Annotated in this window: 16 protein-coding genes; 9 read left to right on the plus strand and 7 right to left on the minus strand. The window is 76.0% G+C overall.

Annotated elements, in window-relative coordinates; all coding sequences use genetic code 11:
- The first annotated feature begins 88 nt into the window (after nt 1-88).
- The 9 genes from ACI798_RS19845 to ACI798_RS19885 are packed head-to-tail and all read left to right on the plus strand — an operon-like array spanning nt 89 to nt 10,133.
- Nucleotides 89-1,150, plus strand: coding sequence for a glycosyltransferase family 2 protein (locus ACI798_RS19845; RefSeq protein ID WP_456943037.1), 1,062 nt, complete (start codon nt 89-91; stop codon nt 1,148-1,150).
- Complete coding sequence (locus ACI798_RS19850) at nt 1,147-2,385, plus strand: rhamnosyltransferase WsaF family glycosyltransferase (protein ID WP_456943038.1); 1,239 nt, start codon at nt 1,147-1,149, stop codon at nt 2,383-2,385. Before ACI798_RS19845 ends, ACI798_RS19850 begins: the two co-directional genes overlap by 4 nt.
- A 3-nt stretch (nt 2,386-2,388) precedes the next feature.
- Complete coding sequence (locus ACI798_RS19855; RefSeq protein WP_456943039.1) at nt 2,389-3,153, plus strand: hypothetical protein; 765 nt, start codon at nt 2,389-2,391, stop codon at nt 3,151-3,153.
- Nucleotides 3,143-5,182, plus strand: a complete 2,040-nt coding sequence (locus ACI798_RS19860) for an O-antigen ligase family protein (protein WP_457048744.1) — start codon at nt 3,143-3,145, stop codon at nt 5,180-5,182. Before ACI798_RS19855 ends, ACI798_RS19860 begins: the two co-directional genes overlap by 11 nt.
- Nucleotides 5,179-6,159 (plus strand): glycosyltransferase family 2 protein, encoded by a 981-nt coding sequence (locus tag ACI798_RS19865; RefSeq protein WP_457048745.1) that lies wholly within the window; start codon nt 5,179-5,181, stop codon nt 6,157-6,159. The genes ACI798_RS19860 and ACI798_RS19865 overlap by 4 nt, the downstream gene beginning before the upstream one ends.
- Nucleotides 6,156-7,010 carry a hypothetical protein gene (locus tag ACI798_RS19870; protein ID WP_457048746.1) on the plus strand — a complete coding sequence of 285 codons (855 nt, stop codon included), beginning with the start codon at nt 6,156-6,158 and terminating at the stop codon, nt 7,008-7,010. The genes ACI798_RS19865 and ACI798_RS19870 overlap by 4 nt, the downstream gene beginning before the upstream one ends.
- A 10-nt stretch (nt 7,011-7,020) precedes the next feature.
- Nucleotides 7,021-8,610, plus strand: a complete 1,590-nt coding sequence (locus ACI798_RS19875; RefSeq protein WP_456943043.1) for an acyl-CoA ligase (AMP-forming), exosortase A system-associated — start codon at nt 7,021-7,023, stop codon at nt 8,608-8,610.
- Nucleotides 8,607-9,836, plus strand: a complete 1,230-nt coding sequence (locus ACI798_RS19880; protein ID WP_456943044.1) for a pyridoxal-dependent decarboxylase, exosortase A system-associated — start codon at nt 8,607-8,609, stop codon at nt 9,834-9,836. Before ACI798_RS19875 ends, ACI798_RS19880 begins: the two co-directional genes overlap by 4 nt.
- A 36-nt stretch (nt 9,837-9,872) precedes the next feature.
- Entirely contained in the window at nt 9,873-10,133 is a 261-nt protein-coding gene (locus tag ACI798_RS19885) for an acyl carrier protein (RefSeq protein ID WP_456943045.1), read from the plus strand.
- Nucleotides 10,134-10,182: 49 nt separating this feature from the next.
- Here ACI798_RS19885 and ACI798_RS19890 read toward each other — a convergent pair whose 3' ends face one another.
- The 7 genes from ACI798_RS19890 to ACI798_RS19920 all read right to left on the minus strand — a co-directional run bounded on the left by ACI798_RS19890 (nt 10,183) and on the right by ACI798_RS19920 (nt 17,635).
- Nucleotides 10,183-11,673 (minus strand): oligosaccharide flippase family protein, encoded by a 1,491-nt coding sequence (locus ACI798_RS19890; protein ID WP_456943046.1) that lies wholly within the window; start codon nt 11,671-11,673, stop codon nt 10,183-10,185.
- A complete protein-coding gene (locus ACI798_RS19895; RefSeq protein ID WP_456943047.1) occupies nt 11,670-12,911 on the minus strand; it encodes a glycosyltransferase in 1,242 nt (413 codons plus the stop codon). The genes ACI798_RS19890 and ACI798_RS19895 overlap by 4 nt, the downstream gene beginning before the upstream one ends.
- Nucleotides 12,908-13,507, minus strand: coding sequence for an acyltransferase (locus ACI798_RS19900; RefSeq protein ID WP_456943048.1), 600 nt, complete (start codon nt 13,505-13,507; stop codon nt 12,908-12,910). Before ACI798_RS19900 ends, ACI798_RS19895 begins: the two co-directional genes overlap by 4 nt.
- Nucleotides 13,500-14,633 (minus strand): DegT/DnrJ/EryC1/StrS family aminotransferase, encoded by a 1,134-nt coding sequence (locus ACI798_RS19905; RefSeq protein ID WP_456943049.1) that lies wholly within the window; start codon nt 14,631-14,633, stop codon nt 13,500-13,502. The genes ACI798_RS19900 and ACI798_RS19905 overlap by 8 nt, the downstream gene beginning before the upstream one ends.
- Complete coding sequence (locus ACI798_RS19910; RefSeq protein ID WP_457048747.1) at nt 14,630-15,337, minus strand: NeuD/PglB/VioB family sugar acetyltransferase; 708 nt, start codon at nt 15,335-15,337, stop codon at nt 14,630-14,632. The genes ACI798_RS19905 and ACI798_RS19910 overlap by 4 nt, the downstream gene beginning before the upstream one ends.
- Nucleotides 15,334-16,497: a DegT/DnrJ/EryC1/StrS family aminotransferase gene (locus ACI798_RS19915; RefSeq protein ID WP_457048748.1), complete on the minus strand. Its 1,164-nt coding sequence runs from the start codon at nt 16,495-16,497 to the stop codon at nt 15,334-15,336. The genes ACI798_RS19910 and ACI798_RS19915 overlap by 4 nt, the downstream gene beginning before the upstream one ends.
- 91 nt (nt 16,498-16,588) lie before the next feature.
- Nucleotides 16,589-17,635, minus strand: a complete 1,047-nt coding sequence (locus tag ACI798_RS19920; RefSeq protein ID WP_456943052.1) for a Gfo/Idh/MocA family protein — start codon at nt 17,633-17,635, stop codon at nt 16,589-16,591.
- Nucleotides 17,636-17,692: the final 57 nt, after the last annotated feature.

The raw sequence follows: 17,692 nt of genomic DNA on the forward strand, positions 1-17,692 counted from the left end.
TGTGTGCCACGGGGACCAGGTCGTGACGGCCGGGGTCAGGCGTGCTCCCGGCCGGTCGGTCCCCCCGCCCGGACTGGTGCTCGCACGCGTGCGCAACCCCCCGGCGGCGCCCGTCCGGCGACCGAGGGTTAGCGTCGTCGTCCCCTGCTTCGACTACGCGCGCTACCTGCCCACCTCGGTGGGCAGCGCGCTGAGCCAGGAGGGCGTCGAGGTCGAGGTGGTCGTCGTCGACGACTGCTCGCGGGACGACTCGCTCGCCGTCGCGCGGCGGCTGGCCGCCGCGGACCCGCGGGTCACGGTGGTCGCGCACCGCTCCAACGCCGGGCCGGTCGCCACCTTCAACGACGGGCTGGCCGTGGCCGGCGGCGAGTACCTCGTCCGGCTCGATGCCGACGACGCGCTCACCCCCGGCTCGCTCGCCCGCGCCACCGCGCTCGCCGAGAGCCGGCCCGAGGTCGGCATGGTCTACGGCGCCCCGCTGCACTTCTCGGGCGAGACGCTGCCCCGCCCGCGCACGCGGGTGCGCGGCTGGACCGTCTGGTCCGGTCCGCGGTGGCTGGAGCTGCGCTGCCGGCTGGGCGTCAACTGCATCACCTCGCCCGAGGTCCTCATGCGCATGGACGTCGTCCGCGAGGTCGGCGGCCAGCGCGAGCTGGCGCACACGCACGACATGGAGATGTGGATGCGGCTCGCCCGGGCCGCCGACGTGGGCCACCTCCGCGGCCCCGACCAGGCCTGGCACCGCGAGCACGGGGCGAGCCGGTCGGCGCGCGCCGTCGACGTCGTCACCGACCTGCACGAGCGGGCCGAGGCGTACACGACGCTGTTCGAGGACGGCCTCGGCGACCCCGGCGAGGACCGCCGGCTGCTCGCGCTGGCGCGGACCGCGCTCGCCGACGAGGCGGTGGCGCGGGTGTGCCAGGCCTACGTCCGCGGCTGGGCCGGTGACGCGGTGACCGACGCCTACCTGGCCTTCGCCGCCGGTCAGGTCGAGGACCTCGACCGGCTGCCGCACGGGCCGCGGCTGCGGCGGTCGGTCGCCGCGGGGACGGCGCGGGCGCGGTACCTGCCCGGCCTGTTGCTGCCCGCGCTCGTGTACCGGGCCCGGCGCGAGGTGCACGCCCGCCGCTGGCGAGGGACGGGCCTGTGAACCCACGGGACGGCGTGGTCCTCGCCGGCAAGGCCGTCCGGGCCCTGCGCGCCGAGGGCCCCGCGGGCCTCACCGAGCGTGCCGTGCGCACGGCCACCCGGCGGCTCGCCCTCGGCGCCGACCTCGGCATGCACCCGGACGACGTCGTCGACTCGGCGCGGGTGGTCCTCCCGCCGCCGGGCCCGGTCCGCCCGCGCGGCACCGCCCTGGAGGTCGGCTGGGTGATCACCCCGCCGGGGCCGACCTCGGGCGGGCACACCACCCTGCTGCGCTTCGTCGAGGCGCTGGAGCGGGCCGGGCACCGCTGCGTCCTCTACCTCTACGACGTCGGCGGCGGCCCGGTGGAGCGGCACGAGGCGATGATCCGCGCGCGCTGGCCGCGGGTCCGCGCCGAGGTCCGCTCCGTGGCCGACGGCCTGCCGGCCATGGACGCGTACGTCGCCAGCTCCTGGGACACCGCGCACGTCCTGGCCCGCCACGGTCGCGGCACCGGGCACCGCTTCTACCTCGTGCAGGACTTCGAGCCCTACTTCTACCCGCGCGGCTCGCTCTACGAGCTGGCCGAGGACACCTACCGCTTCGGGTTCCAGGTGGTCACGGTCGGCCACATGGTCGCCGACGAGCTCCGCGAGCGCTTCGGCATCTCCCCCACCGTGGCCGAGTTCGGCTGCGACACCGCGGTGTACGGCGCCCGCGACGACGGCCCGCGCGACGGCGTGGTCCTCTACTGCCGGCCGACCACCCCCCGCCGCGGGTACGAGCTGGCGGTCCTGGCCCTGGAGCGGTTCCACCGCCTGCGCCCGGAGGTGCCGATCCACACCTTCGGCGCCCGGGTCCGGCGGCTGCCGTTCCCCGCCGACGTGCACGCGCACCGGACGCCCGCGCAGCTCAACGAGCTCTACCAGCGGTGCGCGGCCGGGCTGGCGCTGTCGTTCACCAACATCTCGCTGATCGCCGTCGAGCTGCTGGCGGCCGGCGTGCTGCCGGTGGTGAACGACTGGCGCGGGTCCCGCGCGGACCTCGACAACCCGTTCGTGGAGTGGGCCCGCCCCACGCCGGACGGGATCGCGGACGGGCTGTGCCGGGCCGTGGACCGGCGTGCGGCGCTGTCGACGCAGGACGTCGCCGCGAGCGTGGCGGGGCTGTCCTGGGACCGCTCCGAGCGGACGGTCGTCGACGTCATCGAGCAGGTGTGTGCGGGTGAGCGACAGCTCACCCGGGAAACGGGGAGGTAGGGCGTGAGCATCGGCGAGTTCTTCCGGATGGTGGTGCGCTGGAAGTGGGTGATCGTCCCGGGCCTGCTGCTGGCGCTCGGCGCCGGCGCCTTCGTGTACCAGCGCGGCGAGCCCGACTACACCCGGACGGCGAGCTACCTGCTGCTCACGCCGGTGCAGACCGAGTCGGGTGAGAGCAACCCGCTGCTCTTCCTCGGCAACGGCGTCACCATCACCGCCTCCGTGCTGGCCGCGAAGGTCAGCGACAGCGAGACGGTGGAGCAGCTGACCGCCGCCGAGCCCGGCGTGACCTACACCGCGGTCCTCGACGCCGCGGTCGGCGCCCCGGTGGTGCAGACCAGCGTCACCGGGCCCGACGCGCAGGCGGTCGACCGGGTGCTGGCCGCGCTCGGTGACGAGCTGGGCGCCGAGCTGGAGGCCCTGCAGCGGGAGAGCGAGGCCCCCGAGAACACGTGGGTCACCCTGCACTCGTTCACCCAGGACCCGCAGGCGGTGCCCAGCTCCGCCGGTCCCCTGCGCAACGCGATCGCCGCCACCGGCGCCGCGGTGCTGCTGCTGTTCCTCGTCGTCGGCGTGCTGGAGCGGAGGCGCCGGCTCCGCGAGGCTCGACTCGCCCCGGCCTCCGCGGCACACGACGGGGGGACGGGCCTGAACACCGGTCCCACCCGGCGTGTCAGCGGGGACCGGGGCCAGCTGCCGCCGGTCCCCGACACCGGGGAGACCCGGGCGAGGGGTCTCGCACGCATCTCGTCGGTCGATGGCCGGTGACCGTCCGGGGGGCGGCACCGGCACGCTGACCGCCCGCGGGGCGTCCGCGGCGGTCCCGGCCGCCTCCCGGACGACCGCCTCCGGCCCCGAGGCCGGCGGCAGGGCGGACTCGCTGGCCGTGCTCGTCCTCTACGCGGTGCTCCTGGTCGGGATCCCGTCGGTCTACATCGTCGGGCCGCTGGGCGCCCCGGGGACGCCCGCGGCGATCGTCGGCGTCGTCGCCCTGGGCCTGTGGGTGCTGCGCCGCCTCACCGGGGCCGCCGCCGAGCGCCCCACCCCCGTGCACTGGCTGCTCCTGCTGTTCGCGGCGTCGATCGCGGGTTCGGTCGTCGCCGCGGGCCTGCGGCCGATGGTCGAGCTGGAGTTCACCGCGCTGTGGCGCGGGCTGATCGCGGTCGCGTCGTGGATCGGGATCGCGCTCACCGTGATGGACGGGCTGCGGACGCGGGAGCGGCTCGAGCGGTTCCTGCGCGTGCTCGTCTGGCTCGGCGCCGGGCTGGGCCTGCTCGGCGGGCTGCAGTTCCTCACCGGCATCGACGTCGTCCCGGTGCTGCACGTGCCGGGGCTGACCCAGAACACCGACCTCGGCGGGCTCTACGAGCGGTCGGGGTTCAACCGGGTCAGCGGCACCGCCCTGCACTCGATCGAGTACGCCGCGGTCATGTCGATGCTGCTGCCGCTCGCCTTCGCCCAGGCGCTGCGCCGCGGGCGGTCGGTCACGGCCTGGCTGCCGGTGCTGCTGATCGCGGGCGCGCTGCCGCTCACCGTCGCCCGCTCGGGGATGCTCGGGCTCGGCGTGGCGCTGGCCTTCGCCTTCCTCATGACCCGCGGACCGCAGCGCGTGTGGCTGCTGGTCGCGGTGGCCGCGCTCGGCGTGGTGGTCCGGGCGCTGGTCCCCGGGCTCCTCGGCACGATCAGCAGCCTGTTCACCGCGGGCGAGCAGGACATCAGCATCGCCGGCCGGACCGCCGACTACGGCGCGGTCGCCGACTTCGTCTCGGAGTCGCCCGTCTCCGGCCGGGGGCTGTTCACCTTCCTGCCGAGCATCTACCGGATCCTCGACAACCAGTACCTGGGCACGCTCATCGAGGCCGGCGTCGTCGGCCTGGTCGCCCTCGTCCTGCTCATCGCCGGACCGGCGGTGCTGTCGCTCACCCACGCCGTCGCCCTGCGCCGTGCGGCAGAGGCCGGCGGCTCGCACCGGCCGCCGGCGGCCGACCACCTGCTGCCGCTGAGCCTGGGCGCCGCGCTGGTGGCGGCGCTGCTGCTGTTCGCGACCTTCGACGGGTTCAGCTTCCCGATGTGCATGGGGGTGTTCAGCGTGGTCGTCGGTGCCGTCGGCGCCACCTGGCGCCTGGGCCGGCCGGCGCCCGCGCCGCGGCCGGCCCGCGGGCGGTGGCAGACGCTCGTCGCGCTGGGCGTGGCCGCGGTCGTGGGTGCCGTCGGCCTGCTCGCCGTCCGCGCGGCCCAGCCGGCGTGGAGCGCGGAGGCGTCCCTGGCGATCGCCGTGCCCCCGGAGCCGGGCCAGAACATCTACTACGCGCGGGTGGACACCGACGGCGTCACCGACCTGCTGCGGTTCGGCCTCGACAGCACGCAGGTCCGCACCCGGCTGGCCGCGGCGGGGGCCGGCGAGTACACCGTCGCGATCGGCACCGGCAGCCTGGGCCCGCACACCGACGTGCTCGGCTTCGGCGACGTCATGCGGGTCGGCATGGTGGCGGCTACCCCGGAGGAGGCCACGCACACCGTGGACCTGCTGGTCCAGGAGGTCGACGACGAGCTGCGCCGGCTGCAGCCGGGGCGGGACCCCGCCTCCGCGGGCACGGTCACCGTCGTCGACGTCCAGCGCCCGGTGGTGGCCCTGGTGCCGGTGCACCCCGCCGCCGGGGCCGCCGGCGTCGCACTGCTGGCGCTGTTCGCCGGCCTCGTCGTGGCCGCGGTCCCGGTCGGGAGCCGGCCGCGGCCGGCACCGGCACCCGCCGCGGGCCGGCACCGGACGCCCGAGCCGGTGGGGGCCGGCGCGTGAGCGGGGACCGGGAGTCCGTGGCGGTCGTGGTGGTGACCTACAACAGCGCGCCGCTGCTGGCCGACCTGGTCGCCTCGCTGCCGGCCGGGCTCGGGGACCTGCCCTGGCACCTCGTCGTCGTGGACAACGCCTCCAGCGACGACAGCGTCGCCGTCGCCTCCCGCCTCCGGCCCGACGCCACCGTCGTCGCCACCGGCCGCAACGGTGGCTACGCGGCCGGGATCAACGCCGGGATCGCCGCCGCCCCGCCGCACACCTGCGTGCTGGTGCTCAACCCCGACGTCCGGCTGCAGCCGGGCTGCGTGCCGGCGCTGGTCCGCGCGCTCCGGCAGCCGGGCACCGGCATCGCGGTCCCGCTGCTCGTCGACGGCGACGGACGGCGCATCGACTCGCTGCGCCGCGAGCCCGCGGTGCACCGGGTCCTCGCCGACGCCGTGCTGGGCGCGACGCGGGCGGGGCGGATCGGCCGGCTCGGCGAGTCGGTCACCGCCGAGGCCCCCTACCGCCGCCCGGGCGTCACCGACTGGGCCGAGGGCTCCACCCTGCTGATCAGCAGCGACTGCCTCCGCGCCACCGGCCCGTGGGACGAGTCCTTCTTCCTCTACTCGGAGGAGACCGAGTTCGCGCTGCGCGCCCGGGACCGGGGCTTCGTCACCCGCTTCACCCCCGAGGCGCACGCGGTCCACCTCGAGGGCGGCTCGAGCACCTCCGCCGCCCTCTGGCCGCTGGTGGTGACCAACCGGGTGCGGCTCCACCGCCGCCGCCACGGCCGGGTGCCGGCCGCCGCCTTCTGGGCGGCCCTGCTGCTGCGCGAGGCCTCCCGCCTGCCGCTGCGCCGGCCGCCCAACCGGGCCGCGGTGCGCGCCCTGCTGGACCTGCGCGGCCTGCGCCGGCCCCCGGGCCCGCACAGCGTCGTCCCCCGTCCCCGCCGTGCCGGCGCTCGCCCGGCCCCGTCCGACACGCTGGAGGTCCGATGACGGTCACGGTGCGCCCCATCCAGGCGGCCGACCTGCCCCGGGTGGGGGAGTTCCTGCACCGGTCGATGAACTCCTCGCTCAGTCCCGGGCAGTGGGCGCGCGTGGCGCTGCCGACCTGGCCCGTCGAGTCGCCCAACCACGGGTTCTTCCTCGACGCCGACGGCGAGGTCGTCGGCGCTCACCTCGCCTTCTACTCCGAGCGCACGCTGGACGGCTCGACCGAGCGCATCTGCAACCTCGGGGCGTGGTGCGTGGAGGAGAGGTACCGCTTCCAGGGCATCCGCCTGCTCAAGGCGATCCTCGCCCAGGACGGCTACGCCTTCCTCGACCTGTCCCCCAGCGGCAACGTCGTGCCGCTCAACGAGCGGCTGGGGTTCACCCACCTGGACACCGCCACCGCCCTGGTCCCCTGCCTGCCCCACCCGAGCGTCCCGGGGCGGTGGCAGGTGCGCACCGGCGCCGCGGTGGCCGAGGTCCTCAGCGGGACCGACCTCGAGCTCTACAAGCACCACGCCGAGGCGGCCGCCGCCCACCACGTCGTCCTCTCGCGCGGCGACCGGCACTGCTACGTCGTGTTCCGGCGCGACCGGCGCAAGGGGCTGCCCCTGTTCGCCTCCCTGCTGTACGTCGGGGACCTCGACCTGTTCCGGTCCGGGATCCGGGTGTTCGCCCGGCACCTGCTGGTCCGCCACCGGGTGCTGGTCCTGCTGGCCGAGCTCCGGACGGTGGGCACCCGGCCGTTCCCGTCGGTCCGGGTCGGCACCAACCGCCGCAAGATGACCCGCGGCCTGCGCTCGGACCCCGAGCGCATCGACTACCTGTACAGCGAACTGACCTGCGTCCCCTGGTGAGGAGGGCACGATGAGCACCAGCACCGCACCGACGCCCACGCGGCTGCACCACCTGGTCCGGGACTCGGCCCGGTCGCACGGGTCCTCGCCGGCCCTCAGCGCCGGGGACACGACCCTGGACTACGCGGCCCTGTGGTCCCTGGTCGAGACGGCCGGGGCCGGGCTGCGCCGGCTGGGCGTCCGGCGGGGCGACCGGGTGGCGGTCTACCTCGACAAGCGCCCGGAGACCGTGGCCGCCCTGTTCGGCACCTCGGTGGCCGCGGGCGCGCTGGTCCCGGTCAACCCGCTCCTGCGGGCCCGGCAGGTGGGGCACATCCTCGCCGACAGCGGCGCCCGCGTGCTGGTCACGACGCCGCAGCGCTACGAGCAGCTGCGCGGGGAGCTGGCCGCCACCGGCGACCTGGAGCACGTCGTCCTCGTGGGCGGCACCGCGGACGCCGATGGGCTGCCGCACGCCGTCGGCACCTGGGACGAGCTGCTGGCGGACGCGCCGGCGGCCGTCCCCGAGGGGCCGACCGTCGACGTCGACGTGGCCGCCGTCCTCTACACGTCCGGGAGCACCGGGCGGCCCAAGGGCGTGGTGCTCAGCCACCGCAACCTGCTCGTCGGGGCCGCGAGCGTCAGCGAGTACCTCGGCAACACCGCCGACGACGTCGTCCTGTCCGCGCTGCCGCTGAGCTTCGACGCCGGTTTCAGCCAGCTGACGACCGCCTTCCGCGTCGGCGCCCACGTCGTGCTGCTCAACTACCTGATGCCGCAGGACGTCGTCCGGGCCTGCGTCCGGCACGGGGTCACCGGGCTGACCTGCGTGCCGCCGCTGTGGATCCAGATCGCCGCGCAGGAGTGGCCGGAGGAGGCGGGGCGGCGGCTGCGCTACTTCGCCAACACCGGCGGCCGCATGCCGCGGGCCACCCTCGACCGGCTGCGGGCGCTGTTCCCCGCGGCGCGGCCCTTCCTCATGTACGGGCTGACCGAGGCGTTCCGCTCCACCTACCTCGACCCCGCCGAGGTGGACCGGCGTCCCGACTCGATCGGCAAGGCCATCCCCAACGCGGAGATCCTCGTGCTGCGGCCCGACGGGACCGAGTGCGCCCCCGGCGAGGAGGGCGAGCTGGTGCACCGCGGCGCGCTCGTGGCGCTCGGCTACTGGAACGACCCCGAGCGCACCGCCGCCCGCTTCCGCCCGCTGCCGGGCGGGGCGCCCGGGCTGGCCGCGCCCGAGCTCGCCGTCTTCTCCGGCGACGCCGTGGTCCGCGACGAGGAGGGCTTCCTCTACTTCGTCGGCCGCAAGGACGAGATGATCAAGACGTCGGGCTACCGGGTGAGCCCCACGGAGATCGAGGAGGTCGCGTACGGCACCGGCCTCGTCCGCGACGCGGTGGCCCTCGGCGTGGACGACGCGACGCTGGGCCAGGCGGTGGTCCTCGTGGTCAGCCTCGTCCCCGGCATGCAGGACGAGGGGCAGGGGCTGATGAGCGCCCTCAAGCGCGAGCTGCCGCTGTACATGGTCCCGCGCCGGATCGTCGTCCGCGACGAGCTGCCCCGCTCCCCCAACGGCAAGTTCGACCGCGCCCTGCTGCGCGAGGAGGTCACGGCGTGAGCGGCCTGGACACCATCCGGTCCTTCGGCACGGTCGACGGCGAGCTGGCGGTCGGCGGCATCCCGGTCAGCCGGCTGGCCGAGCGGGTCGGCAGCACCCCGTTCTTCGCCTACGACCGCCGGCTGCTGACCGAGCGGGTGGCGCTGCTGCGCGCGACCCTCCCGCCCGCGCTGCAGTTGAGCTACGCGGTGAAGGCCAACCCGATGCCGGCCGTGGTGCAGCACCTGGCCGGGCTCGTCGACTCCCTCGACGTGGCCTCGGCCCTGGAGATGCGCACCGCGCTCGACACGCCGGTCCCCCCGTCGCACGTGAGCTTCGCGGGGCCGGGCAAGACCGACGCCGAGCTGGCCCAGGCGGTGGCCGCCGGGGTCACCGTGGAGATGGAGTCGGCCGGCGAGGCGCAGCGGCTGCTGGCCGCCGGGGAGCGGCTGGGCATCCGGCCGCGGGCCGCGATCCGGGTCAACCCCGACTTCGCGGTCAAGGGCTCGGGCATGCGGATGGGCGGGGGCCCGCAGCAGTTCGGCGTCGACGCCGAGATGGTGCCGCTGCTGGTCAAGGAGCTCGCCGACCGCGACGTCGACCTGCTGGGCTTCCACGTCTTCGGGGGGTCGCAGAACCTCAACGCCGACATCCTGTGCGAGACCCAGCGCCGGACCGTCGAGCTCGTCCTCCGCCTGGCCGAGTCGGTGCCGACCCCGGTCCGGTACCTCAACCTGGGCGGCGGCTTCGGCATCCCGTACTTCCCCAAGGACCGGGCGCTGGACCTCGCCGCGATCGGCGCCAACCTGCACGAGCTGCTCGACGGCCCGGTCCGCGAGCACCTGCCGGAGGCGCGCACCGTCGTGGAGCTCGGCCGGTTCATCGTCGGCGAGTGCGGCGTGTACGTGACCCGCGTGGTCGACACCAAGGAGTCCCGCGGGAAGCGGTACCACGTCGTCGACGGCGGGATGCACCACCAGCTGGCCGCCTCCGGGAACTTCGGCCAGGTGATCCGGCGCAACTACCCGCTGGCCGTCGGCAACCGGATGGACGACGAGGCGCTCGGCACGGCCACCGTCGTCGGCTGCCTGTGCACGCCGCTGGACCTGCTCGGCGACGACGTGTCGATCCCGGAGCGCACCGGCGTCGGTGACCTCGTCGTCGTCTTCCAGGCCGGCGCCTACGGCCTCACCGCCAGCCCCACCGCCTTCCTCGGCCACCCCGCGGCGGCCGAGGTGCTCGTCTAGCCCGTCCCCCGGGTTCGTCCCACGAGAAGGAGACCGATGAACGACACGTCCACCGACCTCGCCGAGGTCCGCGAGGTCCTGGTCCAGACCCTGGGCATCGAGGACCGCGCCGGCTCGCTGACCGCCGACACCGAGCTGTTCGGCAGCCTGCCGGAGCTGGACTCCATGGCCGTCGTCGAGCTGGTCGCGGCACTGGAGGACCGGTTCGGCCTCGAGGTCGACGACACCGAGCTGACCGGCGACGTCTTCGAGACCCTGGGCAGCCTGACCGAGTTCGTCGCCGCCCGGCGTTCCTGACCCGGACCGGCCGGGCCCGGGGTGCTCCCCCGGGCCCGGCCGTCGTCGGTCAGGCCCGCGCCGGCGACTCCCCGGCGACGGCCGCGGCGTCCGGGACCGGCGCGCCGTCGTCCGCGGTGGAGCGCGCGGCGTGCCGGCGCACCCACCGGAAGACCAGCAGCGCGTAGACGGCGGTCCCGCAGAGGCCGCCGGCGGCCAGCGCCAGCCACGACGACGAGAACTGGCCGCTCACCAGCCAGGCCACGGCCCCGGCGGGCACGGCGGCCAGCAGCGGCGGCCAGACGTTGCCCAGTACCGTCGACACCCGCCCGCCGGCCGCGCGGACGGCGACCAGGTAGACCGGCGCCACCAGCAGCACGCCGACCACGACGTGCGCCCAGCCGGCGCCGGCGAGCCCGCCCCACCGCACGCCGAGCACCATGGCCGGCACCAGCGTCACGATCCACCACACCTGGACCAGCAGGACCGGGCGGGCGGCGCCGCGGGCGACCAGGAAGGTGGCCAGGACGTCGAGGACCACCCGCAGCGCACCGAAGGCGGCCAGCCCGGCGAGCGCGTCCGCGGACGGCGTCCAGCGCGCGCCGTAGAGGGACACGACCACCGGCACCGCGAGGACGACGAGCATCGCGCCCGCCAGGCCCGCGACCGCGGCGGAGAGCCCGACGGCACGCCCGAGCGCCGCCCCGTCGTCGTCCTGCCGCCGGGCGAACGCGGGCAGGGTCACCGTCCGGATGGCCTGCCCGATCACGGTCATCGGCCAGGACGAGACGTTGAACGCCAGCACGTAGAAGCCGAGCGCGACCTCGCCCGACGTCCGCGCCACCACCACGTTGTCGACGCTGAGCAGCGCCCAGGACAGCAGGTTCGCCGCCGCCAGCGGGGCACCGAAGCGCAGCGCGCTCCCGGCGACGTCGCGGTCGAAGCCCAGCCGGAACCGGGTGCGGGTGAGGACGAACTGCAGCGTCGTGCCCACGAACTGGCCGGCCAGCCGCGACCAGGCCAGGGCCATCGGGCCCATGCCCATGAGGATCAGGCCGATCGTGACGACGGTGCTGACGCCGAAGTTGGACAGGTCGCAGACGAACGCCTTCGACTGCTGGAACTCGCGCACCAGCCGGGCGCCGGGCACCACGCCGGCGCCGCTGATGACCAGCGTGCAGGCCAGCACGACGATCACCGGCGCGGCCGCGGCGCTGCCCAGCGCGGTGGCCACCGGCACCGCCGTGGCCGCCATGAGCCCGGCGAGCAGGACCGAGCTGGCCAGGCTGATCGTGGCGACCGTGGGGGCGCGGCGGTCGGGGTCCTCGGCGCGCACCAGGTCGGGGGCCATGCCGAGGTCGGCGAGGGTGACCAGCACCGTCTGCACGGTCAGCGCCACCGCGAAGACACCGAAGGCCTCCGGGGACAGCAGCCGCGCGACGACGATGCCGATGAGCAGGTTCCCGGCGCGCAGCACGAGGCTGTTGAGCGTCCCCCACGCCACGCCGCGGCGGACCTGGCCCTCGAGGGCGGGGGCGCCGTCGGCCGGGGCGGTGGTCACCGGCCCGCTCCTGCCGCCACGCGCACCGCCTCTCGGCGGTCGGCCCAGCCCTGCAGGCGCGGCGAGGCCTCCACCGCCTGGAACTTCGCCAGCCGCACCGCGGGCCGGGCCAGCCGCCGCGCGACCTCGGCGCGGGTGAGCCGCCGCGCGAGGGCGCCGCGGTAGACCTCCTCCTGGCGGGCCGCGGCGGCGGTCAGGGAGAACCGGTCGGTGACCAGTCGGCGTCCCAGGGCGCCGAGCGGCACCAGCTGTGCGGGGTCGTCGAGCAGGTCGTCGAGGACCCGCTCGAGCAGCGCCGCGCCGTCGCCCTGCCCGTGGCCGTACCAGCCCTGCTCGAGGAACTCCGGCACGGTCTCCGGGGTGAGCAGCCGCCAGTACCCGTTGCTGCCCTGCACCACCAGCGGCTTGCCGAAGGCCATCCCCTTCATCGCGGAGCTGCCCATGCCGAGCACCACGTCCGCGGCGTCGTAGGCCGGCCGCGGGTCGACCAGCCCGCCGGCCACGACCACCGGCGGCCGGTCGGCACCGGCGTCGGCCGCGGCGGCGTTGACCTCCGCGGCGCGGCTCTCGACGTCGCCCGCGGCCGGGCCCTCGCCGACGACGAGCAGCCGCACGCGCCGGCGCCGGGACAACCGGCCGACGGCCGTGATCGCCTCCAGGACGCCGGCCGCCTTGTCCAGGTCCGCGCTCATCCGGCAGACGACGGCCAGCAGCACCTCGTCGTCGGCGACGCCGAACCGCCGGCGGGCGCCCGCCCGGTCGGGGCCGGGGGCGTTGAGGTCGGTGTCGATCGGCGGCTCGATGAGGTGCACCTCCCGGTGCCGCGTGCGCGCCTCGTCGGCGAGCTCGCGGGTGCCGACGACCAGCGGGAAGTGCCGTGGCAGCACGCGGGAGACGTACATCGACAGGACGGTGACCACCATCGGCACGCCCAGCCGCAGGTGCGGGCCGTAGGCGAGGTCCAGGGCCGGCCCCCACTCGTAGCCGTGCACCAGGTCGATGCGCCGGTCCCGCACCAGGCGGCATAGCTCGTTCATCGTCCGCACCGACGGCCAGGAGTTCTCGACCGGGGCGCGGTGGTACTCCAGGCCCAGCTCCCGCACCCGGTCGACGAGCACGCCGTCGGGGGCGAACACCAGCACCTCGTGGCCGTCGGCCTGCGCCCGGGCGGCCAGCTCGACGGCGGTGAGCTGGCTGCCGCCGATCTCCATGAGGTGCGGGTGCACGAGCAGCCTCATCCCGCCGCTCCCGTCGCGACGACCTCACGGAGCTCCCCCGCGGCGAGGACGTGGGGGCGCCCGCAGGCGGTGCAGGTCAGGTCCTCGGGCAGCCGCTCGCCGCAGGAGCAGACCCACCCGCGCCGGCGGGCCGGGTTGCCGGCGACGAAGGCGTGCGCCGGCACGTCCCGCGTGACCACCGACCCGGCGGCGGCGAAGGCGTGCCGGCCGATCCGGGTCCCGCAGACGACGACGGTGCCGGCGCCGAGGGTGACGCCGTCCTCCACGATCGTGGGCAGCAGCGCCTCCGGGCCCTTCTTGACGTGCGCCCGCGGCCGCAGGTCGTTGGTGAACACGACGTTCGGGCCGAGGAAGACGTCGTCGCCCACCTCGACGCCGTCGAAGACGAGCACCGCGTTCTTCACGGTGACCCGGTCGCCGAGCCGCGCGCCGCCCTCAACGAATGCGTGGTCGCAGATGTTGCAGTCGGCGCCGACGCGGGCGCCGGGCAGCACGTGCGCCCACGCCCACACCCGGGTGCCCGGCCCGACGTCGTCGCTCTCGCACAGGCCCAGCGGGTGCACCCGCACCCCGGCCGGGGGCTCCCGGTCAGCCACGGCGCGCGGCGACCGCGGCCGCCAGGGTCTCGGCGACGCGCAGCTGCTGGTCGGCGGTGATGCCCGGGTACAGCGGCAGGGAGAGGATCTCGCCGGCCGCCCGCTCGGTGACCGGGAAGTCCTCGGGACGGACCCCGGCGCCGGCGAGGGCGCCGGTGCGGGCCACCGGCACCGGGTAGTGGATCCCGGCCCCGACGCCGGCCGCGTTGAGCTCGGCGAGGACGGCGTCGCGGTCGGCCACCCGCACCACGTAGAGGTGCCAGACGTGCTCGTTGCCCGGGGCGACCCGGGGCACCCGCACGCCCGGGACGTCGGACAGCAGCTCGGCGTAGCGCTCGGCCGCCTCCACCCGCTCGGCGTTCCACTCGGTCAGCCGGCGCAGCTTGGCGCGCAGGACGACGGCCTGCAGGGTGTCCAGGCGGGAGTTGAAGCCCAGCACCGGGTGCTGGTACTTGACCTCGCTGCCGTGGTTGGCCAGCAGCCGCACGGCACGGGCCACCTCGGGGTCGTCGGTGGTCACCGCGCCGGCGTCGCCGAACGCCCCGAGGTTCTTGCCCGGGTAGAAGCTGGTGCCCGCGGCGTGGCCCCACCCGCCCATCGGCACCCCCTGGTGGGTGGCGCCCTGCGACTGCGCGGCGTCCTCGACCACGAGCAGGCCGTGGCGCTCGGCGACCTCCCGCACCCGGGCCATGGGGGCCATCTGCCCGAACAGGTGCACCGGCACCACGGCGCGGCAGCGGGCGGCGACCTGCTCGAGCGCGTCCGGGTCGAGGAGCAGGTGCTCGTCGTCGACGTCGACCGGCACCGGCCGCGCACCCGCGCGCAGCACCGCCTCGGCGGTGGCGACGAAGGTGTTGGCCGGCAGCGCGACGGCGTCGCCCTCGCCGACGCCGACGGCGCGGAGCGCGAACTCCAGCGCGTCGGTGCCGTTGCCGACGCCGACGCAGTGCGCGCGGCCGGTGTACGAGGCGAACTCCTCCTCGAACGCGGCGACGTCGGGACCGCCGATGAAGGCGGTGGCGGCCAGGACGCGGGCGAAGCCCTCGGCGACCTCCCCGGCGATCCGGTCGCGCTGGATGCCGAGGTCGACGAGCGGCACGGCCGCTGCCGGGGCGACGGTGGTCACGGGACAGCCTCCTCGAGGTGGGGGTGGACAGCAGAGCTGGGGAGCGGGCGGGCGGGGTTGCCGGCCCAGACCTCACCGGGTGGGACGTCGCGGACCACGACGGCACCCATGCCGACGACCGCGCCGGCGCCGATGCGCCGTCCCTCGCGGACGAGCGCCCCGGAACCGAGGTAGGCGGCCTCCCCGACGGTGACCCCGCCGGCCAGCCGGACCCCGGCGCCGAAGGTGACCGCGTCGCCGACCTCGTCCTCGTGGGTCAGGACGACGTGCGGCATGACCACGGCGTGCCGGCCGAGCCGGACGGCGGCGGTGAGCACGACGCCGGCGTGCAGGACGCTGCCCGGGCCGACGACGCTGTCGAGGGAGACGCTGGCCAGCGGGTGGACGACCGTGGCCCACGCCTCGTCGGGGAGGCCGAGCCGCGCCACCAGCCGGCGCCGGGAGTCCGGGGCGCCGGGGTTGCCGACGCAGGCGACCACCGCGGCACCGCGCGCGACGTGGGCGGCGGCGTCGTCGGTCGGCCCGGTGACCGGCACCCCGCCGACGGCGGTGCCGTGCCAGCGCGGGTCGTCGTCGAGCACGCAGGTGGGGGTGTAGCTCTCCCCGCCGGGGCCGCTGGCCGGGTGCGCGAGCAGCAGCTGGACGGTCTCCCGGGCGAAGCCCCCGGAGCCGAGCACCACCAGCGGCCGCGGAGCGCCGCTCACCGCAGCAGCACGTCGCGCAGCACCGCGACCACGCGGTCCTGGTCGACCTCGGTCATCTGGTGGAACAGCGGCAGGATCAGGCTCTGCGCGGTCAGGTGCTCGGTGACCGGGAGGCTCACCCGCGGCCGGTCCGCGTAGGCGGGCTCGAGGTGGGCGGCCATGATCCCGCGCCGGCAGGTGATCCCGGCGCGGGACAGGGTCTCGAGCAGGGCGTCGCGCGTGGTCGGTGCGCCCTCGGGCAGCACGATCCAGAACGACTGGTAGTTGGTCCGGCCCCAGGGCGGGTCGGTGACGGTGCGCAGGCCCGGGACGTCGGCCAGCAGCGCCTGGTACCGGGCAGCCAGCTCCCGCCGGCGGGCCACCATCGCCGGGAGGCGGGTCAGCTGCACCAGCCCGATCGCCGCCTGGACGTCGGTCATGCGGAAGTTGAAGCCCGGCTCGAGGTACTGCTCGGGCGCGACGATCCCGCCGGCGTGCCGCTCGGCGGCGCTCACGCTCATCCCGTGCTCGCGCAGCCGGCGGGCGCGTGCCGCCCACTCCGGGCGCCGCGTCACGAGCATGCCGCCCTCGCCCGTCGTCACCACCTTGCGGGGGTGGAAGGAGAAGGCGCCCAGGTCCACGTCGGCGCCGACCGGCCGGCCGTAGAGGGTGCTGCCGATCGCGCAGGCGGCGTCCTCGACGACCGGGATGCCGAGCGGGTCGAGCAGCCGGTGGACCGCCTCCGTGTCGGCCGGGACGCCGGCCTGGTGGACGACGACCACCGCGCGGGTGCGCGGGGTGAGGACCGCCTCGACCGTCTCCGCGGTGAGGTTGCCGGTGACCGGGTCGACGTCGGCGAACACCGGGTCGGCCCCGACGTACCGGGCGGCGTTGGCGGTGGCGATGAAGGAGAACGAGGGGACGACGACCTCGTCGCCGCGCCCCACCCCGAGCAGGTGCAGCGCGAGGTGCAGGCCGGTGGTGCAGTTGCTGACCGCCACGCCCTCGGCCACCTGGACCCGCCGGGCGAACTCCTCCTCGAAGGCGCGCACCCGGGGGCCCTGGGCCACCCAGCCCGACGCGACGGCCTCCGCGGCGGCCGCCGCCTCCTCGTCCCCGAGCCAGGGCCGCATCACCGGGATGGGAGGCAGGCCGGTCACGGGCGGTGTCAGGGCGGTCATGCGTGCTGCTCCTCGTCGGGGCGGCCCTGCGACGCGGCCGGCGGGGCCGGGCGCGCGGGGGCCGGGAGGTGGATCCGGTCGTGCCGCAGGGTCACCGCGGCGGCTCCACGGGCACCGCGCGCCCGTGCTCGCGCAGGCTCTGGCTGGCCGCCTCGAGCAGGCGCAGCACCCGCAGCCCGGCCCGCCCGTCGGTGAGCGGCGGCCGGCGCTCGGTGATCGCGGCGGCGAACTCGCCCATCATCACGCGCAGGGCCTCGCGCTCCTGCAGCGCCGGCGCGACCATGTCGCCGATCCGGTAGGAGACCCGCGTCTGGTTGCGGGCCTCGACGCCGAGCGTGCTCGGGTCGCGGGTCTCGACGCTGCGGTCGTAGACCGCCAGCCGCTGGGCCGGGTTGAGGTCGTCCCAGACGACGGTGCGCCGGGAGCCGCCGACGATGAACGTGCGGATCTTCGTGGGCGACAGCCAGTTCACGTGCACGTGTGCGAGGGCGCCGTTGGACAGCTCGATCGCCAGGTGCGCGACGCAGACCTGCCCGCAGTCCAGCGGGTCCGACCCCCGCGCGGCGACGCTGACCGGGACGACGCCCTCGGGCAGCAGCGAGTCGAGGATGGACAGGTCGTGCGGGGCGAGGTCCCAGATGACGTCGACGTCGGCCTGGACCAGGCCGAGGTTGATCCGCACCGAGTCCAGGTACTGGAGGGTGCCGAGCTCGCCGCCGTGCAGCAGCTCGCGCAGGTGGCTGACCGCCGGGGTGTAGCAGTAGGTGTGGTCGAGCATGAGGACCAGCCCGGCGTCCTCGGCGGTCTGCACGAGCTTCGCGCCGTCGGCGTACGTGGCCGCCAGCGGCTTCTCGACCAGGACGTGCTTGCCGGCGGCCAGCGCCGCCATCGCGATGCCCAGGTGGGTCCCGGCGGGGGTCGCGACCGCCACGGCGTCCACCGCGGGGTCGGACAGCACCTCGTCGAGGTCCGGCGTGGCCCGCACGGTGCTGTAGTCGCCGAGCACCTGGCGGGCCCGCGCGACGTCGAGGTCGCAGAGGTACTCCAGCCGCATCGCCGGGGTGGCCTGGGCGTTGCGCACCAGGTTGGGCCCCCAGTAGCCGGCGCCGATGACGGCGATGCCGATCCGATCGCTCACGTGCTCCCCCGTCGCTGCGTGGTGTGGTTCCTCGTCGTCCCGTGCACCGCCCGGGGC

This window comes from Geodermatophilus sp. SYSU D01045 (genome assembly GCF_054050295.1).